Raw genomic sequence first — 25,927 nt, 5'->3', positions numbered from 1 at the left:
CACGGGGCCAGCGGGCGGTTTCTTCGTCGTCATCAGAGGTTATGCGCGGTCCGCTCGTTCTCCGGTGGCGTGTGGCCGTCGGAATCCGTGGCCTTGCGGACCGCGGCGTTGAGGTTGTCCGGGTCGAGGGCGGTCTGAACGAACTCGCGTCCCATGCTGGTCACCTCGCGAGCGTAGCGCAGACCCTGGTCGCGGACCTCGTCGGCCCACGGACCGATGTTGCGGTCCTCCTGGCGGGTGCGCGGCAGCAGCGCGCCGAGCAGCAGGCCGGCGGCGACGCCGACGACGCCCACCAGCAGCGGGTTGTCATCCACGAAGCGCTCGACCGCGCTGCGGCCGCGCTGGAGACCGTCGATCCCCTGGGTGGTGATGTCGTCGAGCGCCCGCAGGTTGCGCTTGTGCAGTGCCCCGGCACGCTCCCGGGCGTCGTCATAGGCCGATGCGGCCCGCGCGCGGGCCTGGTCGGCGGCGCTGCCGAGGCGGTCGCCGATGTCGTCGGCCAGCTCCGATACGGTCTGGCGGGCCTGTCCGGCGAGATCGCTGGCGCGCTCGCCGGCCGCCTGGGCGTTCTCCCGCGCGGATGCCGCCGCATCGATCGGCCGGGTCGCGGCGCCGGGCGGCAGCGGGTCGTGCAGTCCGCGCGGGTCGGGGCGGAGCGTGAAGTCGCCGGCCGCCTCGCCGGGAGCCGGACGCGGATCGCCGTGTCCGGCCGGATCGGGCCGCAGGCTGCTGTCGCTCGAGCCGGTCGGCATGCCCGCCGCGGCGGCGAGTTGATCGGGGAGGCTGGACGGATTCGGCTTGTCGGTCATGGCGGTGTCCTCGGATGTCCGTCGCGGCGGCGCCCGGGAGGCGCTGCCCCTCCCGGCTCTCCGGCCGGGCGCGGGTCGTCACAGTTCGGGTGTCAGATGTCGGTCTTCTCGAGGGGATCGCGGGCCGGGCGCGCCGTCGGAAGATCGGGGTCGTAGCCGCGGGCCGCACCGGTGTTGAGCGTGGCCACGCGCTCGGCCGAGACCTGGGTCCGGCGGCGCTCGGAATCCCGGGCCATCCGGTTGAACAGCAGCCCCACCCCGGCGGCGATCAGCAGGACCGGCACCGGGTTGCGGCGCACCGCCTCCAGCGCGCCGTCGTAGACGCCGCTCAGCGCGGGCGTGCGCCGGGCGTTGCCCAGCATCTCGTCCACGATGTTCGGGACCGAGAGCTTCCCCTGGATCTGGTCGATCGTCTCGTCGAGCCGGGCCCGGCTCGCCTCGATTTCCTTCTCGAGGTCGGTCATCGAACTCATCCGGACACGCGCTCCGACAGGGCCTGGGCATCCTGGCGCACCTGGCGCGTCGTACGCGTCGGCGCCAGGGTGGAGAGGGACAGGACGCTGCGCGCCCACAGAGCCATGCCGACGGCGATGACCAGCAGCACGCCGCCCACGATGAGCGCCGACAGCCATTCGGAGCCCACGATGGTGGCGAGCCACTTCACGAACGCGCCGATCAGGACCAGCAGGGCGACCACGGCGAACACCGCGGAGCCGACCATGCAGGCCAGGCCGACGATGAGCTGGCGGACGTTGCCCGCCATCTCGGCGCGGAACAGCGCGATCTCCTTGCGGGCGAGCTCGTTGGTCTCCCGCAGCGCGTCGCCGATCAGGCTCTGAATGCTGGAGGCGCCGGTCTGGCGCGGATCAGGACCCTGGGCCATGGTCTCAGGCCCGGAAGCTGTCGCGGGCGTCGCCGTCCGGGGCGTCCGGCGGCAGGCTCGACGACTTGATGAACCGGGCGGCGATCAGGCCGGCCACGAAGGTGCCCACCGCCACCGCCACCGGCGCGCGCCGGGCGAAGGCCTCGGCCTCGCCGTAGAAGTCGCCGAGGCTGCGCCGCTCGATCGAGGAGCCGAGCTGCTCGAGGCCGTCGGCGGCGCTGTCGAAGAAGGCGCGCACGTTCGGCTTGTCGCCGAGGTCGCGGCCGGAATTGCGGATCGTCTGCGCCAGTTCGTGGACCGACTGCGCGGCGTCGCCCTTGCGGCGCTCGACGTAGTCCTGGGCCTGGAGACGCGCCGCATCGATCAGGCCGCGGCCGCGCTCGGCGGCCTCGTCGGCCAGACCCTCGACGTCGCCCTGCAGCGCGCGCCACTGGGCGCGCTCGCCGGGGCCATCGTGCAGCGGATCCTTGAGCGGGTCCTTCGGCGCGTCCTGCGGGAACTCGTTGCCGGCCATCTCGAAAACACTCCTCGCGGCGCAGGGATGGTGCCGCTCGCGGCGACCGCGGCCCCCGCGATGGCTGAGTAACCGGTTGGGCTGTCACCGGTTCCGGCCGATCCGGAACGACCGCCCCGCGCGCGTTCGCGGCCGCCGCTCAGCCGGCGTTCAGGCGCGGTCTGGCAGAACCGCCACGCTTGCACGACGGCGACGCTTCGGCCACCCTTCAACACGCTCCGGGCTTCCCTTCGCGTTGCCTTCGAAGGCTGACCGGACGGCGTCGGAGGCTTTCGGAACCCGGCGGCCGGCACCGGACAGGGCGGCGATCCTGTCCGGCGCGGCGGCGTGCTCGACTTGACCCGCGCCCGGCTTCACGCTTGGGTTGCTTCGACAAAGGATCGCGCAGGGACTCCGCGCGTTCTGCTATAAGATGAAGTCCCGATGCAGGCGCGGCGAGGTCCTCGACGCGGACCGCGCCCATGATCCGGAGCCGACCCGCGTGGCACGCCTTGTGATCGTATCGAACCGCGTCGCCATCCCCGAGGATGGCGGGAAGGCGGTTGCGGCGGGCGGCCTCGCGGTCGCCGTGAAGGAGGCGTTCACCGCCTACGAGGGGCTGTGGTTCGGCTGGAGCGGCAACATCACGGAGGAGCCCTCCGAGGAGCCGACGCTGATCGACCGCGGCCGGGTCCAGTACGCGGTGGTCGACCTCTCGCCGCAGGACCACCTGGAATATTACGCTGGCTTCGCGAATCGGGCCCTGTGGCCGATCATGCATTACCGCCTGGGGCTCGGCGCGTTCTCGCGCTCGGATTACGCCGGCTACAGCCGGGTCAACCGCACCTTCGCCCGGGCGCTCGCCAAGCTGGTCGAGCCCGACGACATCATCTGGGTGCACGATTACCACCTGCTGCCGCTGGCCGCCGAGCTGCGCGGCCTCGGGCTCGACAACCCGATCGGCTACTTCCACCACATCCCCTGGCCCGCCGCCGACGTGTTCAACTCGCTGCCGGCCAGCACCGAATTGCTGCGCGCCATCGTCGATTACGACCTGATCGGCCTGCAGACCGAGGCCGACGTCCAGAACCTGCAGCGCAACCTGGTCGACACCCAGCGGGCGATCCCGCTGGGCGGCGGCTCGCTGATGGTCGACGGGCGCCGCACCCGGATCCGCGCCTTCCCGATCGGGATCGACGTCGCCGGCTTCAAGGAGGCGGCCGAGAAGGCCAACGCCAACAAGGTGGTGCGCGAGACCATGGCGGGCCTGCGCACCCGCAAGCTGCTGATCGGCGTGGACCGGCTCGACTATTCCAAGGGCGTGTCCGAGCGGATGGAGGCGGTGGAGAGCTTCTTCGCCTCGAATCCCGACCAGCGCGGCAACGTCACCTACATCCAGATCACCCCGAAATCCCGCAGCGAGGTGCCGGAATACGAGCAGCTCGCCCGGGACGTGAACGAGAAGGTCGGCGAGATCAACGGCGCGCTCGGCGACCCGGCCTGGACGCCGATCCAGTACATCACCAAGGCCTATCCGCGCCCGGTCCTGGCCGGCCTGTACCGGGCGGCCCGGGTCGGCCTGGTCACGCCGATGCGCGACGGCATGAACCTCGTCGCCAAGGAATACGTGGTCGCGCAGAGCGAGGACGATCCGGGCGTGCTGGTCCTGTCGAAATTCGCCGGCGCGGCCCGGCAGATGCCCGAGGCGCTGCTGGTCAACCCCTACGACCGGTTCGAGGTCGCCGAGGCGATCCGCTCCGCCCTGTACATGCCCAAGGCCGAGCGGCTGGCGCGCTGGAAGCCGATGGTCGAGCGCATGACCCGCGAGGACGTGGATTGGTGGGCCCGCAACTTCCTGTCGGAGCTGGAGAACTTCCGCACCATGGAGCGCGAGGCGCCGACGACGGCCGCGGCCGCCGAGTAGCCGGTTCTTTTGCGCTGACGCCGACGATGTCGATACCGCTTTGAGGCGCCATCGCTCTTGCAGGCCGCGCCGCGCCCCCTCTCCCGTGCGGGAGAGGGTTGGGGTGAGGGACCAGGTCTTTCCGGAAAACGCGCATCCCTCACCCAGCTCTCTGCGAGAGCAGACCTCTCCCGCACGGGAGAGGGGACCCGGGCCTCATCCGGCCGACGACGTGATCGTAGTCCCCGTGCAGGTCCGTACCGCCCGCGAGCCTTGCGGGGACGGGGCAAGGCGCATTGTTCCAAGCGACTTGCCGTCGGCCCCGATGGCTGACCTCGCTCGCCGGCGCCGGCACGCGCGTCGCCCCACCTCCCAGAAAACTGGACTCCGCCCATGATCGCCGTCGATGACGGGGTGCCGGCGCCGCTCGGCGCGCATTTCGATGGGCGCGGGGTCAACTTCGCCCTGTTCTCCGAGCACGCCACCGCGGTGGACATCTGCCTGTTCGAGCCGGGGGAGCGGCACGAGACCCGTACGGTCCGGCTGCCCTGCCGCACCGACGACGTCTGGCACGGCTACCTGCGCGGGGTGCTGCCGGGCCAGCTCTACGGCTACCGGGTGCACGGCCCCTGGGATCCGGCCAACGGCCACCGGTTCAACGCCTCGAAGCTGGTGCTCGACCCCTATGCCAGGGAGATCCGGGGCCGGATCCGCTGGCACGACGCGCTCTACGGCCACCGCCGGGGAAACGAGAGCCGGATCGACCGGCGCGACAGCGCGGTCTACATGCCCAAGGGGGTGGTCACGGCCCCGGAGGTGCCCGACCTCGCGCTGGCCCCGCTGCGCCGGCCCCTCACCGAGACCGTGGTGTACGAGGCCCACGTCAAGGCGCTGACCCGCACCCATCCCGCCATCCCGGACGCGGAGCGCGGCACCTACGCGGCCTTGGCCCACCCGGCGATCATCGCGCACCTGGTCAAGCTCGGGGTCACCGCCCTGGAGCTGCTGCCGATCCAGGCCTTCGCGGACGACCGCTTTCTGGTCGAGAAGGGGCTCGTCAACTTCTGGGGCTATCAGCCCCTGGGCTACTTCGCCCCGGATCCGCGCTACCTCGGGGAGGGCGGGCTGGGCGGCCTCAAGGCGGCGATCCGCGAGCTGAACGCCGCCGGGATCGAGACCTGGCTCGACGTGGTCTACAACCACACGGCCGAGGGCGACCACAGCGGCCCGACCCTGTCGTTCCGCGGCATCGACAATGCCAGCTACTACAAGCTCGACCCCGCGGACCGGCGCCGGACGATCGATTGCACCGGCTGCGGCAACACCCTCGACGCGAGCCACCCGCGGGTGATGCAGCTGGTGCTCGATTCCCTGCGCCACTGGGTCACCGCCTACGGCATCGCCGGCTTCCGGTTCGACCTCGCCACCAGCCTCGGGCGCGCGCCGCTCGCCTTCACCCCGCAGGCGGCCTTCTTCCAGGCGGTGGCGCAGGATCCGGTGCTCGCCCGGGTCAAGATGGTGGCCGAGCCCTGGGACATCGGGGAGGGCGGCTACCAGCTCGGCGGCTACCCGCGCGGCTGGAGCGAGTGGAACGACAAGTTCCGCGACGCCGCCCGCGGCTTCTGGAAGGGCGATTCCGGCACCCTGGCGAAGCTGACCCAGGGGCTGACCGGCTCGCGCGAGGTGTTCGCCCCGTCCCGCCGCTCGCCGCTCGCCAGCGTCAACTTCATCGCCAGCCACGACGGCTACACCCTGGCCGACACGGTGGCCTACGAGCAGAAGCACAACGAGGCCAACGGCGAGGACAACCGCGACGGCCACGGCCACAACGTCAGCTGCAATTACGGCGTCGAGGGCGACACCGACGACGTGGGCATCCTGGCCGTGCGCGCCCGCCAGAAGCGCAACATGCTGGCCACGATGATGCTGGCCCAGGGCGTGCCAATGCTGCTGATGGGCGACGAGCGCTCCCGCAGCCAAGGCGGCAACAACAACGCCTACGCCCAGGACAACCCGATCAGCTGGATGGACTGGACCAGCGACCCGGACCCGCAGCTCACCGCGTTCGTGGCGAATCTCCTGGCCCTGCGCCGGGCCCAGCCGGCCCTGCGGCGGCGGAGCTTCTTCACCGGCGCCCCGGTCGCCCCCGAGGCGCCCCTCCGGGACGTGCACTGGCTCGCCCCCGAGGGCACCGAGATGGAGAACCACCACTGGGCCGACGACGGCCTGCAGGTGTTCGGCATGCAGATCGGCAACGACGGGGACGGCGACCGCCTGCTGCTGCTGTTCAACGCCGGGGTGGAGCCCCTCGACTTCCGCCTCGCCCCGGTGATCGGCGGCCCCTGGCAGCCGGCCTTCGACACCGGCGAGGCCGCCGGCACGGTCCCGCCGGGCGCCCCGTCCTACGGGCCGGACGCGCCGGTGCCGCTGCCGGGCCGCTCGGTGCTGGTGCTCACCGCGGCGGGCGTGGGGGCGGGGGTGTCGAGCGGTTGGGTGCCGAGGGGTTGAGAGCAGGCCCCAGTTCGAGCCGGTCGAAGCGAGATGATTGCGCGCGGGGGTCCTGCGCGTTACGTTGCCTGATCATACGATTTGTTGAACGTCATCGGAGCATCGCCATGGCTGGAGATCGTTCGCAGCCGAGGCAGGCCTCAGGAACTGAGACAGCCCTTGCCCCTTCCGTTACCGCTGTCATGGCCCGCGCGCAGGAAAGCGGCCTGACCCGGGGCAAGGCCAGCCGGATCTCCGGACGCGTCGCGCCGGAATTGATCGAACGCGCCAAGGCCCGGACGGGGCTTCACTCCGATACCGCGCTGATCGAGTTCGCGCTCGCCAACATCGCCATCGAGGATGGCTTCGCGGACGTATTCCGCACGCTGCGGGCCTCGGTCGACCCGGAACTCGACCTGAGCTTCTAGCGAGTGGCCTTCACCTTCAAGGCTGCGGAACGGCTGCGTCGGCAGGCACCGAAGACGGCGTTGCAGCGCCGGGACGATACCGCATTGCCCTTCCTGGAGGGGCAGGCGCAGGCAGGCCGTCCGCTCCTGCTCGATACCTGCGTCTACATCGACCAGATGCAGGGGAGGGCGCCGCCCCTGGTCGAGGATCTCCTCGGCATCCGGATCGTGAACCACAGCACTGTCGCCATCCAGGAGTTGATGCACACGGTAGGGGTCCTCGATCCCAAGGACCCTCGCAGCGCCCAGGCCGTCGCGGCAATCGGAACCGCGATCGACGCGATGCCGGCGCACCGGATCTTCACGCCCGACGCCGAGATCCTGGGAAGCGCCGCCGTCTATGCGGGCATGCTCTGCCGGATCCAGGGCTATGCAAAGGACGACCGCATGGGCGCACTCCACGATTGCGTCCTGTTCCTGCAGGCGCTCAAGCTCGGCTTCTGCGTGCTCACGCGCAACCTCAGGGACTTCGACGCCCTGTTGCAACTCCGCCCGGATAGCCAGGTCCTGTTCTATCGAACGTGACCCCACAGCCTACCACTTGGTCCCCCGCGCCATTTTTCGCACGCTGGCCGTCTCATCACGTCGCCATAGCTGCGCTGCGGGAACCGGATCGTGCGCGGGGCCTTCTCCCACGACAATGATCCCTGCCGCGCTTGTCCCTCGGGGCGCACGGCCAACGACGAGGACCGTGGCCCGATGCGGCGCGCCCACAGCATGGATTTCGGAGCCGAGATGGTGGGGGGCGGCGTGCGCTTCGCGCTCTGGGCGCCGACCGCCCAGAGCGTCGAGCTCGTCGTCGACGGCGTCGCGCATCCGCTGCCGGAATCCGGCGGCGGCTGGCGGCGCACCGCCCTGCCCGGGGTGAAGCCCGGCGCCCGCTACGGCTTCCGGGTCGACGGCGACCTCGTGGCGCCGGACCCGGCCTCGCGCTTCCAGCCGGACGACGTCTCGGGCCTCAGCGAGGTCATCGATCCGCGCGCCTTCGCGTGGACGGACGAGGCCTGGACCGGGCGCCCGTTCGAGGAGGCGGTGATCTACGAGTGCCATGTCGGCACCGCGACCCCGGAGGGCACCTATGCCGCCCTGCAGGCGCGCCTGCCCGATCTCAAGGCGCTCGGCGTCACCGCGATCGAGCTGCTGCCGCTCGCCGACTTCAAGGGCTCGCGCAACTGGGGCTACGACGGGGTCCTGCCCTACGCCCCCGACGGCGCCTATGGCCGCCCGGACGACCTCAAGCGCCTGATCGACGCCGCCCACGGGCTCGGGCTGATGGTCTACCTCGACGCGGTCTACAACCATTTCGGGCCGGCCGGGAATTACCTGCACGCCTACGCCAAGACCTTCTTCACCGAGCGCCACCAGACCCCGTGGGGCGCCGGCATCAACTTCGACGGCAAGGAGAGCGGCGCCACCGTGCGGCAGTTCTTCATCCAGAACACCCTGTACTGGCTGGAGGAATACCATTTCGACGGCCTGCGCTTCGACGCCGTCCACGCCATCCTCGACGATTCCCCGCGCCATTTCTTGGCCGAGCTCGGTGAGACGGTCCGCAAGACCTTCCCGGACCGCGACATCCACCTGATGCTCGAGAACGAGGCCAACCAGGCGCGCTGGCTCGAGCGCGACGGCGCCGGGCGGCCGAAGATGCACGACGCGCAATGGGCCGACGACCTGCACCATTGCTGGCACGTGCTGCTCACCGGCGAGGACGCCGGCTATTATCAAAGCTTTGCCGACAAACCAGTCGAGCGCCTGGCCCGCTGCCTGGCGGAGGGCTTCGCGTATCAGGGCGAGCCGTTCGCCACCCTCGACAACCACCCGCGCGGCGAGCCCTCGGGCCACCTGCCGCCCTCGGCCTTCGTGACCTTCCTGCAGAACCACGACCAGGTCGGGAACCGGGCGCTCGGCGAGCGGCTCTCGCATCTGGCCGACCCGAAAAAGCTCGATCTCGCCCGGGCCGGCTTTTTGCTGGCGCCGCAGATCCCGATGCTCTGGATGGGCGAGGAATGGTCGGCCTCGACGCCGTTCCTGTTCTTCGTGGACTTCGCCCCGGATACGGACCTCAACACCGCGGTGCGCGAGGGCCGCCGCCGGGAGTTCAAGAGTTTTGCGGCGTTCGCCGACGATACCTCGAAGATCCCGGATCCGACCGAGCGCGAGACCTTCGAGGCCTCGAAGCTCGACTGGTCGGAGCGGGCGCGCTCGCCGCACCGCGAGGTGCTGGCCGAGACGACACGGCTGCTCTCTCTGCGCCGGGACGTCGTGGTGCCGCTGGCGAAGTCCGGCTACCAGGGCGCCGCCGCCACCCTGCCGCGATCCGACGTGGTCGATTGCACCTGGCGCTTCGGCGCCGGCACCCTGCGGTTCGTCGCCAATGTCGGGGACGCGGCCTTCGCGGTCGATCCGGGCGATGCCCGGGTGGTCTGGACCAACGCCCCCGACAAGACCGGACGGGACCTGCCCGCCTGGACCGGCCTGTTCCTCGCGGAGACCCACGCGTGAGCCCCCTCGAAAAACTCGCCGCCCTCGTCGGCGTCGCCTCCGGATACACCGACGCCTTCGGCCAGCCGGTGGAGACCTCCCTGGAGGTCCGGCGCGGCCTGCTCGCGGCGCTCGGCTTCGCGGTCGAGGACGAGGCCGGCATCAGCGAGAGCCTGGCCCAGGTCGAGGCCCTGCGCTGCGGCCTGGTCCCGCCGCTCCTGCCCGTGGAGGCGCGCCGCGCCGCGCGAGTGCCGGTGCGCGTCCAGGACGGCGCCCCGCACACCCTGGTCTGGCGCCTCGTGGACGAGCGCGGCGCGGCGCGCGAGGGCCGGGCCAACCTGCAGGGGGCGGAGCCGGGCCAGGGTGCGGGCTTCGAGCTGCCGCCGCTGACCCCGGGCTACCACCGCCTCACCGTCCAGGCCGGCCGGATCCGGGCCGAATCCTGGGTGATCGCCGCGCCCCAGCGCTGCTGGCGCCCGCGGCCCTACACGGAGGAGGGCGCCTCCGACTGGGGCATGGCCGCCCAGCTCTACGGCCTGCGCTCGGCCACCAACATCGGCATCGGCACCTACGCGGATGCCGGCGAGGCCGCCCGCGAGGCGGCCCTGCGCGGGGCGGCGTTCCTCGGCTTGAGCCCGGTCCACGCCCTGTTCGGCTCCGACCGGACCAAGATCTCGCCCTACTCGCCGTCCTCGCGGCTGTTCCTCGAGACCCTCTTCATCGCGCCGCGCAGCCTGCCGGGGCTCGCCGGCTCAAGGGCCGAGGCGCTGCTCGCCGAGCGCGCCGAGGCGATCACGGCGCTGCGCGAGGCGGCGCTCGTCGACCACCAGGGCGTGGCCGACATGCTCGACCCGGTGCTGCGCGCCCTCTGGCTCGAATCCCCGGCCCGGGCCGGCACCGACGCGGACTTCGAGCGCTTCCGCCAGGAGGGCGGCGTCGACCTCGCCGCCCACGCGGTGTTCGAGGCCCTGTCCGAGCATTTCCGGCAGCAGGGCGCCCATTGGCTGGGCGACTGGCCGGAGGAGTACCGCCGCGCCGGAACCGACGCGGTCGTGGCCTTCGCGGCCGAAAAGGCCGAGGCGGTGGGCTACCACGCCTGGCTGCAATACCTCGCCGACCGCCAGCTCGCGGCGGCCTCCGCGACGGCGCTCACGGCCGGCATGCGGGTCGGGCTCTACCGCGACCTCGCGGTGGGCGCCGACCGGGGCGGCTCCGAGATCTGGTCCCATCCCGAGCGCTTCGCCGACCGGGTCTCGATCGGCGCGCCCCCGGACCTGCTCGCCCCCAAGGGTCAGAACTGGGGCCTGCCCGCCTTCGACCCGCTGGAGATGGAGCGCGACGGCCTCGCGGCGTTCCGGGCCCTGGTCCAGGCCAACATGCGCCATGCCGGCGCGATCCGCATCGACCACGCCTTCCAGCTCGCAAGGCTGTTCCTGATCCCGCTCGGGGCCGGCGCCCATGCCGGCGCCTACGTGGCGATGCCGTTCGAGCCGATGCTGGCGGTGCTGCGGCTGGAGAGCCACCGCAACAAGTGCCTGGTCATCGCCGAGGATCTCGGCACCGCGCCCGAGGGTTTTTCCGACGCCCTGATGCGGGCCGGCGTGCTCAGCTACCGGATCCTGGCCTTCGAGCGGGAAGGGGACGGACGGTTCAAGGCCCCCTCCGCCTACCCGCGCGACGCGCTCACCGCCATCACCACCCACGACCTGCCGACCTTCGTCGGCTGGTGGCGCGGGGTCGACACCGACACCCGCCAGTCGCTGGGCCTGTACGACCAGGACCGCGCCGAGGCCGAGCGCGGCGAGCGGGTGGTCGAGCGCCGCCGCCTCACCGAGGCGCTGGCCGGGGAGCAGCTCCTGCCGACGGCCGAGCCCCCCGAGGCCGCGCCGTTCGAGGCCGCCGCCCGCTACCTCGCCCGCGCCCCCTCGATGCTGACGGCCGTGCAGTACGAGGACGTGGTCTCGGAACTGGCCCAGGCCAACGTGCCGGGCTCCACCGAGGGCTATCCGAACTGGCGGCGCAAGCTCGACCGGGACCTCGTGGACATCGCCGCCCCCGGGGGGCCGCTCGCCAAGCTGGCGGCCTCGCTCTCGGCCGAGTCCCGGGGCCCGCGCTCGGGCTCCGCCCGGCTGGCCGTGCCGCCGCCGCAATCGACCTACCGGCTGCAGTTCCACAAGGACTTCACCTTCGCGGACGCGGAGCGGATCGTCCCGTATCTCAAGAAGCTCGGGATCAGCCACGTCTACGCCTCGCCGCTGCAGAAGGCGCGGCCCGGCTCGACCCACGGCTACGACATCGTCGATCACGGCGCGATCAACCCGGAACTCGGCGGCGAGGCGGATTTCGTCCGGCTCTCCGAGACCCTGCACGGGCACGGGCTGAAGCTGCTGCTGGACATCGTCCCGAACCACATGGGCGTCGGCGGCTCCGACAACCCGTGGTGGCTCTCCGTGCTCGAATGGGGCTCCCTCTCGCCCTTCGCGGACGCCTTCGACATCGACTGGCAGCGCCTCGGCGCCGGCCGCAACCTGGTGATCCCGTTCCTAGGCGAGCGCTACGGCGAGGCCCTGGAGCAGGGCACGCTGGAGCTGAAGTTCGATCCCGAGGCCGGCGCCTTCAGCGTCTGGCACTACGAGCACCAGCTGCCGATCCGCCCGTTGAGCTATCCGACCATCCTGAACCGGGTGATCGCCGCCATCGGCGCGGTGGACGACGACACCACCGCGGAATTGCTCGCCATCTCCGAGCGCCTGCGCGCCATGGCGATCGACGCCGACGAGACCCGCCGGACGGGCTTCCCGGAGGAGGCCGAGGGGCTCAAGCGCCGGCTCGCCGAGATCTACGGCGTCTCGCCGCTGATCCAGGAGGCCACCGCCAGCACCCTGGCGCTGCTCAACGGCTTCAAGGGCCGCCCGGACAGCTTCGGGCCGCTGCACCGGCTCCTGGAGGCCCAGGCCTACCGGCTGGCCCATTGGCGGGTGGCGTCGAGCGACATCAACTACCGCCGGTTCTTCGACGTGAACTCGCTCGCCGGCCTGCGGGTGGAATTGTCCGACATCTTCCACCGCTCGCACGAGACCGTGTTCCGCCACATCCGCGAGGGCCGGATCGACGGGTTGCGCATCGACCACATCGACGGGCTCGCCGACCCGCTGGGCTACGCCCGCGCGCTCCAGGCCGCCGTCGGCCCGGGCTTCTACGTGGTGGTGGAAAAGATCCTGGAGCCCGGGGAGCGGCTGCGGCCCTGGCCGGTGGCCGGGACCACGGGCTACGACGTGCTCAACCAGCTCGACGGCATCCTGGTGGACAAGGAGCGCCAGGGGAAGGTCCGGCGCCTGTACGAATGGGCCTCGGGCTTCGACGAGCCCTACGGGTTCCAGCTCCGCGCCGCCAAGGCCGAGATCCTGGAGATCAGCTTCGCCAGCGAGCTGGAAGTCCTGACCTCCGATCTCAAGGAGGTGGCCGACGCCGACCGGCGGACCCGCGACTTCACCGTCAACGCCCTGCGCCGGGCCCTGATCGAGGTCATCGCCCGCTTCCCGACCTATCGCAGCTACCTGCCGCCGGAGCTGGAGGAGGGCGAGGTCGAGCCCGAGGACGTGCGGCTGATCGAGGGCGCGGTCGCCAAGGCCAAGCGCTGGTCGAGCCTGCCGGACCGCTCGGTGCACGACTTCGCCGCCGACGTGCTGCTCGGGCGGATCGAGACCACGGGGCCGGGGCGCCCGGACCCGCGGGTGGTCCTGCGCTTCCGCCGCCGGTTCCAGCAGCTCACCGGCCCGGTCATGGCCAAGAGCCTGGAGGACACGCTGTTCTACCGGTACGCCTGCCTGCTCGGCCTCAACGAGGTCGGCGGCGATCCCGGCGAGTACGGCATCGACGCCGAGCATTTCCACGACCTCCAGATCGCCCGCGCCCGCGACTGGCCGAACGCCATGATCACCACGGCGACCCACGACACCAAGCGCGGCGAGGATGCCCGGACCCGGATGCTCGCGCTGTCCGAGATCCCGGAGGGCTGGGCCGGCGCCTGGGACCTGTGGCAGCGCACCGCCGGGCCGCACCTCGCCCGGATCGACGGCGAGCCGGCCCCGGATGCCAACGACCAGTGGATGTTCTTCCAGGCGATCCTCGGCGCCTGGCCGCTGGAACTGCTGGAGCGGGACGAGACGGCGGCGATCGCGGACTTCCGCGACCGTCTGATCGCCTACGGCGAGAAGGCCATGCGCGAGGGCAAGCGCCGGTCGAGCTGGGTCAACGTCGACGAGGTCTACGAGGGCGCGGTCAAGAAGCTGTTCTCGGCGCTGATCGCCCCGGGCTCGGACTTCCTGCGCGAGTTGCGCCCCTTCGCCCGGCGGCTCGCCCATCTCGGCATGCTGGCGGGGCTGGGCCGTACGGTCCTGAAATGCACCCTGCCGGGCCTGCCCGACACCTACCAGGGCACGGAGGTCTGGGACTTTTCCTTCGTGGATCCCGACAACCGCCGCCCGGTGGATTACCCGGCCCTGGAGCGGATGCTCGAACAGGGCGGCGAACCGGCCGCGCTCCTGGCGCACTGGCCGGACGGGCGGGTCAAGCAGGCGACCCTGGCGCGTCTGCTCGCCGAGCGGGCCGAGCGGCCGGCCTTCTACGCCAGCGCGGCCTACGAGCCGGTCGAGGCCAGGGGCGACCGGGCGGCCCACGTGATCGCCTACCGGCGGACCGACCCGGGCGAGGAGGGCGGCGACCTGTTCGTGGCGGTGCCGCGCCTGTTCGCCGGCATCGTCGGCGACGCGGTCTGGTCGGGCGAGGCGTTCGCCGGCACCCGGGTCGATCTCGGGGTCGGCACGATCTGGCGCGACCTCGTCTCGGGGCGGGTCGTGGAGACCGGAGGGGAGGGGGCCGACCTCGGCCAGCTCCTGCGCGACCTGCCCTACGCGGTCCTGCGGCGGGAATCGTGAGGGAATCGGCCGGATCGGCGGATCTCCCTCCCCCCTCTGCCGGCTACCGGATTCACAGATCAGGCTGGGCAACACGGTCGCAGGATCAGGCGCGGGTCCCCTCTCCCGTGCGGGAGAGGTCTGCTCTCGCAGAGAGCCGGGTGAGGGATCAGGTCTTTCCGGAGATGTCGCATCCCTCACCCCAACCCTCTCCCGCACGGGAGAGGGGGTTCGTCGCGCCCTATGAGTGCCGATGTCTGAACGTCGTAGCCTCTGCGGGGGAGGGTGGACCAGCATGAAGGCCGCGGCCTTCTCCTGCACCGTCGCTCCCCTCTTGCGGGACTTCGTCCCGGCCCGACCCCCTTCGAGAGCCACCCTCCCCCGCAAAGGGGGGAGGGAGGATGCACGGGTCCGCCGCTGCTACGAAGAACACGATCGGCAGGCCCCTCGCGGCCCTGTCATGCGAATCTGCTGAGAGGCGGGTGGCGCGGACCTGAACATCCGCGCCGTCCCACGTAAGGCACGCCCGCGCGGTTCGGGCGTTACGAGACATGGACCAGGAGCCAGAGACCAGCATGAACGCACCGACCAAAGCCGCCGCCGCGACGACCGGGGCCGAGGCCGTCCTGCCCGCCTCCCCGGCGCCCCGCGCCGCGGGGCCGCGGATCTACAACCTGTTCCCGCTGCTGGTCGGGCGCGTCTCCGACTGGGCGGCCGAATTGCCCCGGATCGCGGCGCTCGGCTTCGACTGGATCTACCTCAACCCGTTCCACCAGACCGGCGGCTCGAAGAGCCTCTACGCGGTGGCCGATCCCGAGCGGCTCGACGAGCGGTTCCGCGACCAGGACGGCACGCCCGACGACGAGCAGATCCGCCGCTTCTGCGCCGCCGCGGAGGCCGCCGGCCTGGCGGTGATGACCGACCTCGTGATCAACCACACCGCCGACAACGCCCGGCTCGTCACGGAGCGGCCCGACCTGTTCATGAAGGAGCCCGACGGCTCGATCATGCATCCGGCCGCCGTCGACCCGGACGATCCGTCGATCCGCACGGTCTGGGGCGACCTGGCCGAACTCGACTATCACACCCCCGCCGCCCGGGACGAGCTGACCCGGATCTGGGGCGCCTACGTGGCCCGGCTCCAGGCGCTCGGCGTCGCGGGCTTCCGGTGCGATGCCGCCTACAAGGTCCCGCCCGAGACCTGGCGCGTCCTGATCGGGCAGGCCAAGGGCCGCGACCCCGCCTGCCTGTTCGCCGCCGAGACCCTGGGCTGCACCTTCGAGGAGGCGAAGGCCACGGCCGGCGCCGGCTTCGACTACCTGTTCAACTCCTTCGCCTGGTGGGACCTGCAGAAGCCCTGGGCGCTGGAGCAGTACGAGCGCCTGCGGGTGCTGGCGCCCTCGATCGCCTTCCCGGAAAACCACGACATGAAGCGGCTGGCCGCCGAGGCCGGCGGCGGCCCCGAGGCGGTGGCGCGGCACCTGCGCACCCGCTACGCGCTGGCCGCCTTCTTCTCGGCCGGCGTGCTGATGCCGATCGGCTACGAATGGGGCTACCGCCGGGCGCTGCACGTGGTCGAGACCACCCCGCGCGACCGCGAGAACGACACCGGCCTCGACATCTCCGCCTCGATCCGGGCGATCAACGCCCTGCGGGCCGAGCTGCCGGCCGCCAACGTCGAGGGCGCGCAGATGCGCATCTCGGCCCCCGACAGCGACCTCGTGGCGCTCGCCCGCTTCGACACCGGCCATCCAGCCTCGGCGCAGAACGCCGTGATCGTGCTCTACAACCCCTCGGACAGGCCGGTGCCGGTGGAGGCCGGCACGCTCATCGCCCGCACCGGCGGCATGCTCGGCGCCTTCGTCGACCGGACCCCCGAGGCCGAGCCGATCGCCTTCCATCCCGGCAGCGCCATCGACCTGCTCCCGGGCGAGTTGCGCATCCTCAGCGCCGGGCCCGCCCAGGTCGCCCAGCTGCCCGAGCGCGACACGCCGACCGGCGAGGGCCGGGTGGTGATCGAGGCGGTGAGCCCGGAGATCGACGGCGGCCGCTCGGCGGTGAAGCGCGTCGTCGGCGAATCCCTGCGGGTCGAGGCCGACATCTTCTCCGACGGCCACGAGGTGCTCGACGCCGCGATCCTGTCGCGGGTCGCCGGCACCGAGGCGTGGCGCGAGGACCCGATGGTCTTCGCCGACAACGACCGCTGGGCCGGGCAATTCCCCCTGGAGCGCAACGCCCGCTACGAGTTCACCCTGATCGCCTGGCGCGACCCGTTCTCCTCCTGGGTGCGCGACACCCTGAAGAAGCGCGCCGCCGGCGTCGACATCCGCCTGGAGACGATCGAGGGCGTCACCCTGGTGGAGAGCGCCGCGTCCCTCGCCCGGGGCCGCGGTGCCGGGCGCGACGCGGAGCGGCTGGCCGCCCTGGTCGCGGCGCTCGCCGCGGAGGAGACCGGCTCGGCCGCCCAGCTTGAGCGGATCCTGCAGCCCGAGGCCGCGAGCCTGGTGCGCCGGAACGCCGAGCGGGTGAATCTCAGCCGCTATCCGGTGGTGCTGCCGGTGATCGCCGACCGCCTCGCGGCCCGGTTCTCCGCCTGGTACGAGATCTTTCCGCGCTCGCAATCGATGGACGTGAACCGCCACGGCACCTTCGACGACGTGATCAAGCGCCTGCCCGAGATCCGCGAGCTGGGCTTCGACGTGCTCTACTTCACGCCGATCCACCCGGTGGGCCGGACCAACCGCAAGGGCAAGAACAACACCCTCAAGGCCCTGCCGGGCGACGTCGGCTCGGTCTACGCGGTGGGCGCGGAGGAGGGCGGCCACGAGGCCGTGCACCCCGACCTCGGCACGCTGGAGGATTTCGAGCGGCTGGTGGCGGCAAGCCACGCCTCCGGCATGGAGATCGCCCTCGACTTCGCGATCCAGTGCTCGCCCGACCATCCCTGGATCAAGGACCATCCCGAATGGTTCGAGTGGCGCCCCGACGGGACGCTGAAATTCGCCGAGAACCCGCCCAAGAAGTACGAGGACATCTCGAACGTCCACTTCTACGGGGGCGCCCTGCCCTCGCTCTGGATCGAATTGCGCGACATCCTGCTCGGCTGGTGCTCAAGGGGCGTGCGCATCTTCCGGGTCGACAACCCGCACACCAAGCCGATCCCGTTCTGGGAATGGGTGATCGCCGAGGTCAACGGCCGCTATCCCGACGCGCTGTTCCTGGCCGAGGCCTTCACCCGGCCGAAGATGATGAAGAAGCTCGCCAAGGCGGGCTACCAGCAGAGCTACACTTACTTCACCTGGCGCAACACCAAACAGGAGCTCACCGAATACGCCCTGGAGCTGGCCGGCGAGATGGGCGAGTACTACCGCCCGAACTTCTTCGCCAACACGCCCGACATCAACCCGCACTACCTCCAGACCAGCGGCCGGGCGGGCTTCGTGATCCGCGGCACGCTCGCCGCCACCCTGTCGTCGGTCTACGGCATCTACAACGGCTTCGAGCTGTGCGAGGCGGCGCCGTATCCCGGCAAGGAAGAGTACCTGAACTCCGAAAAATACGAGCTGAAGGCCTGGGACTACGACCGGCCCGGCAACATCCGCGAGCACATCGTCGCGCTCAACAAGATCCGGCGCGAGAACCCCGCCCTCTGGGATTTCCGCAACGTGGTCTTCACCGGCGCCTCCAACGACCAGATCATCGCCTACGCCAAGGCGACGCCGGAGCGCGACAATTGCGTGTTCACGATGGTCAACCTCGATCCCAAGAACCGCCAGGAATGCACCTACGAGGTGCCGCTCTGGCTGTTCGGCCTGCCCGACGATGGCGCCGTGGAGGTTGAGGACCTGATCCAGGGCTACAGGTTCGAGTTGCGGGGCAAGACCCACCGCATCGCGCTCGATCCGGCCGAGCGATCCTGCGTCATCTGGCGTCTTCGGGCGCCGCGGCGGGTTGCGGGCTGAGGCGACCCGTGGCACCTCACCCTGACGTCTGACACCGGCGACGGGCCCGCCCGTCGCCGACCATTGCGCCGCGCGGCCGACCGCCCGCGCCCCGGCCGGTCCCGACCGCCGGTCCCCTTGACCTTCGACCGATGAGGCAGCGACGCGATGATCGATCGCAGCGACCCGCAATGGTACCGTGACGCCATCATCTACCAGATCCACGTCAAGTCGTTCTTCGACTCGAACGACGACGGGATCGGTGATTTCGAAGGGCTGACCCGGCGGCTCGACTACGTCCGCGACCTCGGGGTCACGGCGATCTGGCTGATGCCGTTCTATCCCTCGCCCCTGCGCGACGACGGCTACGACATCGCCGACTACGAGGGCATCAACCCGTCCTACGGGACCATGGAGGACTTTCGGGCCTTCGTGGCGGCGGCGCACGAGCGCGGCCTGCGGGTGATCACCGAGCTCGTGATCAACCACACCAGCGACCAGCACCCCTGGTTCCAGGCGGCCCGCGAGGCGCCCCCCGGCTCGCCCGAGCGCGACTTCTACGTCTGGTCGGACACCGACGCGCCCTACAAGGACACGCGGATCATCTTCCTCGACACCGAGTCCTCGAACTGGACCTGGGACCCGGTCGCCAAGCAGTATTTCTGGCACCGGTTCTACAGCCACCAGCCGGACCTGAACTTCGACAACCCGAAGGTGCTGGAAGCCGTCATCGCGACGATGCGCTACTGGCTCGACATGGGCGTCGACGGCCTGCGGCTCGACGCGATCCCCTACCTGATCGAGCGCGACGGCACGAACTGCGAGAACCTGTCCGAAACGCACGACGTCATCAAGGCGATCCGGGCCGCCCTCGACGTCAGCTATCCCGACCGGATGCTGCTGGCCGAGGCCAACCAGTGGCCCGAGGAGACCGCCCAGTATTTCGGCGACGGCGACGAATGCCACATGGCGTTCCACTTCCCGCTGATGCCGCGGATGTACATGGCGATCGCCCGGGAGGACCGGCACCCGATCACCGACATCATGCGCCAGACCCCGGAGATCCCGGAGGGCTGCCAGTGGGCGATCTTTTTGCGGAATCACGACGAGCTGACACTCGAAATGGTGACCGCCGAGGAGCGTGACTACCTCTGGTCGTTCTACGCCGCCGAGCGGCGCGCCCGGATCAACCTCGGCATCCGCCGCCGCCTCGCGCCGCTGCTGGAGAACGACCGGCGCAAGATCGAGCTGATGAAGTCCCTCGTCCTGTCGATGCCCGGCACGCCGGTGCTCTACTACGGCGACGAGATCGGCATGGGCGACAACATCTATCTGGGCGACCGCGACGGCGTCCGCACGCCGATGCAGTGGTCCCCGGACCGCAACGGCGGCTTCTCCAAGGCCAACCCGCAGCGGCTGTTCCTGCCGGCGATCCAGGACCCGATCTACGGCTTCGACGCGATCAACGTCGAGGCGCAGACCCAGTCGCAGACCAGCCTGCTGAACTGGACCCGGCGGATGATCGCCATCCGCAACAACAGCGTCGCCCTGGGCCGCGGCACGATCCAGTTCCTCTATCCCTCGAACCGCAAGGTCCTGGCCTGGATCCGCGAGCACGAGGACGAGCGGATCCTGTGCGTCGCCAACCTGTCGCGGGCCCCACAGGCGGTGCAGCTCGACCTGTCGGAGCTGCGCACCGCGGTGCCGATCGAGCTCACCGGCGGCACCGAGTTCCCGCCGATCGGCGACCTGCCCTACCTGCTGACCCTGCCGTCCTACGGCTTCTACTGGTTCTCCTTGAGCGCCGCCCGCTCGGGCGCGATCGGCCCGCAACAGGAGCCCCCGGAGCTGTTCACCCTGGTGCTCACCGGCGGCATCGAGAGCCTGATGTCGGGCCGCGAGCGCGTCGCCTTCGAGCGCACCGTGGTGCCGCCGTTCCTGCTCAGCCGGCGCTGGTTCGGCGCCAAGGGCTCGCGGATCCGGTCCGTGAAGGTGGTCGACTTCGCCGCCCTCAAGGACGTGGACGGCAGCGCCCGGTTCCTGCTGCCGCGGCTGCAGGTGCAGCTCGCCAACGGCGAGAGCCACGAATACTTCATGCCGGTCGGCGTCGAGGAGGGCCGCGAGGACGAGACGCTGCTGCCCTTCGCGGTGGCGCGGGTGCGCCGCGGGCCGCGCACCGGCCTGCTCTACGGGGCGGCCGGCTCCAACGACTTCGCGGCCTGCCTGATCGACGACATGCGCCAGGGCACCGAGATCCCCACCGAGAGCGGGCGGCTGGTCTTTTCCACCACGTCGGCCTTCGATCCGGACGTCACGGTGGACGTGGCCGACATCCGCCGGCTGTCGGCGGAGCAGAGCAACACCTCGATCGCCATCGGCTCGAAGATGATGCTCAAGCTGCTGCGCCGCCTGCAGCCGGGGATGCATCCCGAGATCGAGGTCGGGCGCTTCCTCACCGAGCAGGCGGGCTTCTCCAACACGCCCGCGCTGCTCGGCACCCTCGAGCACGTCGCCGAGGATGGCACCCGGACGGCGCTGGCGGTCCTCCAGAAGTTCGTCATGAACCAGGGCGACGCCTGGACGCTGATGCTGGAGGGGCTGCGCCGGGACTTCGAGACCGTCGTGCTCACCCCCGAGAGCGAGGCCGCCAGCCCCGGGGAGGCGTTCCAGGCCCATGGCCCCTGGGCGGACCTGCTCGGCCGGCGCACCGCCGAGATGCACGCCGCCTTCGCGATGGAGACGGACGACCCCGCCTTCGCGGCCGAGCCGTTCGCCGAGGACGACCTGGCGGTGCTCGCCCGGGACGCGCGCCACCAGGCCGACCGGGCCTTCCGGGCGCTGAAAGGTCTCGTCGAGCGCGGCCTCGATGCCGGCAAGCCCGCCTGCGCGGAGCTGGGGCAGCGGCGGGCCGAGGTCGAGGCGCTGATCGAGGCGCTGTCCACCGAGGCGCCGCGCGGGGCCCACAAGATCCGCATCCACGGCGACTATCACCTGGGTCAGGTGCTGGTTTCCGAGAGCGACCTGATCATCGTCGACTTCGAGGGCGAACCCTCCCGTCCGGCCGACGAGCGGCGGGCGAAGTCGATGCCGCTGCGCGACGTCGCCGGCCTGATGCGCTCCTTCGCGTACGGGGCCGAGACCGTGATCCGCGAGATCACCGTCCGGTTCGGCGATTCGGAGGAGCGGGCGCGGGACGCGGCCACGGCGTGGCGCGGCATGATCGAGGCGGCCTTCCTGGCCGGCTACGACGCGGCCGTGGCGGGGACGCGGGCGGCCGTGACCGACCCGGCCACCCGGACGCGGCTGCTGCGCCTCTGCCTGCTGACCAAGGCGCTCTACGAAGTCGATTACGAGGCCAACAACCGGCCGGACTGGATCGAAATCCCCGCCCGGGGGGTTCTCACCATTCTGGACACGGACGGCCACGAGCCCGGAGAAACCGAATGACGGCGACCGACGAGACCTTCGCACCGCGGATCGACCCGGAAGCGGCGAGCGCGCGGAACGCGGACGTCCCGAACGCCGGAGCCGCCTCGGCGCAGGCGGGCCCCCGTTCGGGCACCCCTTCGGGCGTCCATCCGGACGCGATCGCCGCGCTGATGTCCGCCAACCACGGCGACCCGTTCTCCGTGCTCGGCCCCCACCGGGTCGGCCCGAACGCCTGGGAGGTCCGCGCCGTCCTGCCCGAGGCGCGCTCCGCCGCCCTGGTGACGGGCGAACGCACCGTGCCGTTCGAGAAGCGGCACCCGGACGGGTTCTACGTCGCCCGGGTCGAGGGCGAGGGACGGCCGCTCTACGAGATCGAGGTCGAGTTCTGGGACGGGACCAGGCGGCGCCGCTTCGACCCCTACGGCTTCGGCTCCTCGATCGAGCCCTACGACGTCGCGACCCTGCGGGAGGTCGGCACCAACCTGGTCTACCGGATGCTCGGCGCCCAGTCGGGGCAGCTCGACGGCATCGACGGCTTCCGCTTCGCCGTGTGGGCGCCCAACGCCCGCAAGGTCAGCGTCGTCGGCGACTTCAACGAATGGGACGGGCGGCGCCACCCGATGCGCCTGTGGCAGGAAGGCGGGATCTGGGAGGTGTTCGTGCCCGGCCTCAAGGCCGGCGAGCGCTACAAGTTCGAGATCCGCGGCCCCGACGGCGCCCTGATCCCGCTCAAGGCCGACCCGGTCGCCTTCGCGGCGCAGCAGCCGCCGGAAACCGCCTCGGTCACCCACGGGACGGGCGAGTTCGACTGGCGCGACGCCGGCTGGATGACGACCCGCGGCGCCAAGGATCCGCGCCACGCCGCGATCTCGATCTACGAGGTCCACCTCGGCTCCTGGGCGCGGGTGCCCGAGGAGGGCAACCGCTACCTCACCTACAAGGAGCTGGGCGAGCGGCTGATCCCCTACGTCAAGGATATGGGCTTCACCCATATCGAGATGCTGCCGATCACCGAGTTCCCGTTCGACGGGTCCTGGGGCTACCAGCCGGTCTCGCTGTTCGCCCCGACCAGCCGCTTCGGCACGCCCGAGGATTTCGCGGCCTTCGTGGACACAGCCCACGAGGCCGGCATCGGCGTGATGCTCGACTGGGTGCCCGGCCACTTCCCGCTGGACGCGCACGGGCTCGGCCTGTTCGACGGCACGCACCTCTACGAGCACGCCGACCCGCGCCAGGGCTTCCACCAGGATTGGGGCACCTACATCTACAATTTCGGCCGGACCGAGGTCGCGACCTTCCTGGCCGCCAACGCCCGGTTCTGGCTCGAGCACTACCACCTCGACGGCCTGCGGGTGGATGCCGTGGCCTCGATGCTCTACCTCGACTATTCGCGCCGGCAGGGCGAGTGGATCCCGAACCGCTACGGCGGCAACGAGAACCTCGACGCCATCGACTTCCTGCGCAAGACCAACGAGGCGACCTACAGCCACGCCCCCGGCACCATCACGGTGGCGGAGGAATCGACCTCCTGGCCGGGGGTCTCGCACCCGACCTACACGGGCGGCCTCGGCTTCGGCTTCAAGTGGAACATGGGCTGGATGCACGACACGTTGAAATACGTGTCGGAGGATCCGATCCACCGCCGCTACCACCACCACAACCTGACCTTCGGGCTGCTCTACGCCTTCTCGGAGAACTTCATCCTGCCGCTCTCCCACGACGAGGTCGTGCACGGGAAGGGCTCGCTGCTCGGCAAGATGCCGGGCGACCGCTGGCAGAAATTCGCGAACCTGCGCGCCTATTTCGGCTTCATGTGGGGGCATCCCGGCAAGAAGCTGCTGTTCATGGGCGGCGAGTTCGGCCAGGAGCGGGAGTGGAACCACGACATCAGCCTGGACTGGCACCTGCTCGACGACCCCCTGCACAAGGGCGTCAAGGACGTGGTGCGGGACCTCAACCGGCTCTACGTCTCGACCCCGGCCCTCCACACCCGGGACGTCGAGGCGACCGGGTTCCAGTGGCTGGTGGCCGACGACCAGGACAACAGCGTCATCGCCTGGGCCCGCAAGGGCGCCAAGCCGGGCGAGGTCGCGATCGTGGTGTCGAACTTCACCCCGATCCCCCGGGAGGGCTACCGGGTCGGCGTTCCGGAGGCGGGTTTTTACAGGGAGGCGTTCAACTCGGACGCGGGCGTCTACGGCGGCTCGAACCTCGGCAACAACGGCGGCGGCCACACCGACGGCCAGGCGAGCCACGGCCAGGCCCAGTCCCTGTCGCTGACCCTGCCGCCGCTCGCGACGATGATTTTTTTGCTGGAGCGGTGACGTAAATCCCTCCCCCCTCTGCGGGGGAGGGTGGCCCCTGCGTCAGCAGGGGTCGGGAAAGGGGAGCGCCGTTTCCGGAAAGCGCGCGACAGGCGTGAGATCCTGAACCGTCGCGCTGCCCCTCTCCCGACCCGGCCTGACGGCCCGCCCTCTCCCGCAGAGGGGGGAGGGAACGCGTGTCAGGTCGGGACTGGATGATCCTGCCGCGCCGGGAATAGATTCGGAGCCTGCCGAAGCGCCAGCCCTACGCGGCGCGCCAGCGCAGCGCCGGGCTGTTGCCCATCGCACGGGCGTAGAGGCCGGCATAGCTGTCGGCGGCCTGGTCCCAGCCGAACCGGGCGGCCATGGCACGTCGGCGCATGGCGTTGAGGCGCTTCTTCTGGCCGAACGCCTCGAAGGCCCGGCGGACCGCCGCCCCGAAGGAAGGGGCGGAGGCCTCCGCGAAGGTGAAGCCGGTCACCCCGTCCTCCACCGTGTCGGCCAGCCCCCCGGTGCGGTGCACGATCGGCAGCGAGCCGAAGCGCTGGGCGTACATCTGGGCGAGCCCGCACGGCTCGAACCGCGAGGGCATCAGCAGGAAGTCGCTGCCGGCGAACATCCGCCGTGCCTGGGCCTCCTCGAAGCCGACATGCACGCCGACCGCGTCCGGGTGGCGCTTGGACAGGCCGCGCAGGGCCTGCTCGAACCGGCCCTCGCCCTGGCCGATCACCACGAGCTGTCCGCCCTCGGCCACGATCGCCTCGGCCGCCTGCAGGCTCAGGTCGATGCCCTTCTGGTGCACCAGGCGCGAGACGATGGCGAAGAGCGGCCCGCGGGAGACCGCGAGCCCGAATTGCTGGCGCACCGCCTCGGCGTTGGCGCGCTTGCCCTTCCAGTCGTCGACCTCGAACCGGGTGGCGAGGTGCTGGTCGGTGCTCGGGTCCCAGGTCTCGTCGATGCCGTTGAGGATGCCGGCGAGGCGGCCCTGGCCGGCGCGGGTGCGCAGCAGCCCGTCGAGGCCGCAGCCCATCTCGGGGGTCTGGATCTCCCGAGCGTAGGTCTCGCTCACCGTGGTGACCTGCGAGGCGTAGAAGATGCCGGCCTTGAGGAACGACAGCTGGCCGTAGAATTCCGCGCCGTCGACCTGGAAGGCCGAGTCCGGCACGCCGAGGCGGCCCAGGCTGTCGCGGGGGAACAGGCCCTGATAGGCGAGGTTGTGGATCGTCAGCACGCTCGGGATGCGCCGGCCGCGCCAGGCCAGGTAGGCCGGGGCCAGAGCCGCCTGCCAGTCGTTGAGATGCAGCAGGTCGGCGGCCCAGTCCGAATCGGCGCCGGCGGCGATCTCCGCGGCCGCGAGGCTCAGGCGGGCGAAGCGCAGGTCGTTGTCGCCGAAATCGCCGTTCGCGTCGCCGTAGGGCGTGCCGTCGCGCTCGTACAGGTCGGGGGCCAGCAGGACGTAGATGCGCAGGCCGTCGGCGGCCTCGACCAGGCCGAGGTCGCAGGGGGGCACGCCCGCGAAGCCCTCGAGCCGGGCGACCACCGGGATGTCGGGGAACGCGGCCCGGACCTGGCGGTAGCCGGGGATCAGGACGCGGATGTCGTAATGCGGCACCAGGGCCCGGGGCAGGGCGGCCGAGACCTCGCCGAGGCCGCCGGTCTTCACGAAGTCGGCCATCTCCGGGGTGGCGTACAGGATGCGGCGGCGCAGCGAGGCCGGCCAGGCCGGGTTGGTGAACGGCACTGCGGCACCGCCGCCTTCGCCGAAGGCCTCATCGGCGAGGGAGCCACCGCGGAGCGCATCGTGCATGGGCA

The 25,927-nt window shown here is 71.0% G+C and carries 14 protein-coding genes; 9 read left to right on the top strand and 5 right to left on the bottom strand.

Going from position 1 to position 25,927, the window contains the following annotated elements:
- Window positions 1-32: 32 nt before the first annotated feature.
- The 4 genes from MFF40_RS12405 to MFF40_RS12390 form a co-directional block, all read right to left on the bottom strand.
- Entirely contained in the window at window positions 33-809 is a 777-nt protein-coding gene (locus tag MFF40_RS12405) for a hypothetical protein (protein ID WP_147899248.1), read from the bottom strand.
- A gap of 92 nt (window positions 810-901) precedes the next feature.
- Window positions 902-1,273 carry a DUF3618 domain-containing protein gene (locus MFF40_RS12400; RefSeq protein WP_187277808.1) on the bottom strand — a complete coding sequence of 124 codons (372 nt, stop codon included), beginning with the start codon at window positions 1,271-1,273 and terminating at the stop codon, window positions 902-904.
- A gap of 5 nt (window positions 1,274-1,278) precedes the next feature.
- Window positions 1,279-1,692, bottom strand: coding sequence for a phage holin family protein (locus MFF40_RS12395; RefSeq protein WP_147855974.1), 414 nt, complete (start codon window positions 1,690-1,692; stop codon window positions 1,279-1,281).
- 4 nt (window positions 1,693-1,696) lie between these two features.
- A complete protein-coding gene (locus MFF40_RS12390; RefSeq protein WP_147855975.1) occupies window positions 1,697-2,206 on the bottom strand; it encodes a hypothetical protein in 510 nt (169 codons plus the stop codon).
- A gap of 481 nt (window positions 2,207-2,687) precedes the next feature.
- Here MFF40_RS12390 and MFF40_RS12385 point away from each other — a divergent pair, with 481 nt between their 5' ends.
- The 9 genes from MFF40_RS12385 (at window position 2,688) to glgB (ending at window position 24,136) form a co-directional block, all read left to right on the top strand.
- Window positions 2,688-4,109, top strand: coding sequence for an alpha,alpha-trehalose-phosphate synthase (UDP-forming) (locus tag MFF40_RS12385; protein ID WP_147855976.1), 1,422 nt, complete (start codon window positions 2,688-2,690; stop codon window positions 4,107-4,109).
- Between the two features lie 372 nt (window positions 4,110-4,481).
- Window positions 4,482-6,596, top strand: a complete 2,115-nt coding sequence (gene glgX / locus MFF40_RS12380; RefSeq protein WP_238260651.1) for a glycogen debranching protein GlgX — start codon at window positions 4,482-4,484, stop codon at window positions 6,594-6,596.
- A gap of 182 nt (window positions 6,597-6,778) precedes the next feature.
- Window positions 6,779-7,003, top strand: coding sequence for a hypothetical protein (locus MFF40_RS12375; RefSeq protein WP_047170722.1), 225 nt, complete (start codon window positions 6,779-6,781; stop codon window positions 7,001-7,003).
- 3 nt (window positions 7,004-7,006) lie between these two features.
- On the top strand, window positions 7,007-7,567 hold the full coding sequence (locus MFF40_RS12370) for a type II toxin-antitoxin system VapC family toxin (RefSeq protein WP_238260649.1): 561 nt from the start codon (window positions 7,007-7,009) through the stop codon (window positions 7,565-7,567).
- Window positions 7,568-7,741: 174 nt separating this feature from the next.
- Window positions 7,742-9,547 (top strand): malto-oligosyltrehalose trehalohydrolase, encoded by a 1,806-nt coding sequence (treZ, locus tag MFF40_RS12365; RefSeq protein WP_238260647.1) that lies wholly within the window; start codon window positions 7,742-7,744, stop codon window positions 9,545-9,547.
- Window positions 9,544-14,463, top strand: a complete 4,920-nt coding sequence (locus MFF40_RS12360; RefSeq protein WP_147897970.1) for a malto-oligosyltrehalose synthase — start codon at window positions 9,544-9,546, stop codon at window positions 14,461-14,463. Before treZ ends, MFF40_RS12360 begins: the two co-directional genes overlap by 4 nt.
- Before the next feature lie 554 nt (window positions 14,464-15,017).
- The gene (locus MFF40_RS12355; RefSeq protein ID WP_238260645.1) at window positions 15,018-18,404 is read left to right on the top strand and encodes a maltotransferase domain-containing protein; all 3,387 of its coding nucleotides are present in this window, start codon (window positions 15,018-15,020) and stop codon (window positions 18,402-18,404) included.
- Window positions 18,405-18,551: 147 nt separating this feature from the next.
- The gene (treS, locus tag MFF40_RS12350) at window positions 18,552-21,830 is read left to right on the top strand and encodes a maltose alpha-D-glucosyltransferase (protein ID WP_147897972.1); all 3,279 of its coding nucleotides are present in this window, start codon (window positions 18,552-18,554) and stop codon (window positions 21,828-21,830) included.
- Complete coding sequence (gene glgB / locus MFF40_RS12345) at window positions 21,827-24,136, top strand: 1,4-alpha-glucan branching protein GlgB (RefSeq protein ID WP_238260643.1); 2,310 nt, start codon at window positions 21,827-21,829, stop codon at window positions 24,134-24,136. Before treS ends, glgB begins: the two co-directional genes overlap by 4 nt.
- A gap of 244 nt (window positions 24,137-24,380) precedes the next feature.
- On the opposite strand, the gene glgA is transcribed toward glgB, so the two are convergent.
- Window positions 24,381-25,922, bottom strand: a complete 1,542-nt coding sequence (glgA, locus tag MFF40_RS12340) for a glycogen synthase GlgA (RefSeq protein WP_147854645.1) — start codon at window positions 25,920-25,922, stop codon at window positions 24,381-24,383.
- Between the last annotated feature and the right edge of the window lie 5 nt (window positions 25,923-25,927).

The sequence above is a fragment of the Methylobacterium mesophilicum genome, from assembly GCF_022179445.1.
Taxonomy (GTDB): Bacteria; Pseudomonadota; Alphaproteobacteria; order Rhizobiales; family Beijerinckiaceae; genus Methylobacterium; species Methylobacterium mesophilicum.
The sequence above is the reverse complement of the archived record's forward strand: the minus strand, read 5'-3'. Positions and strand labels throughout refer to the sequence as shown.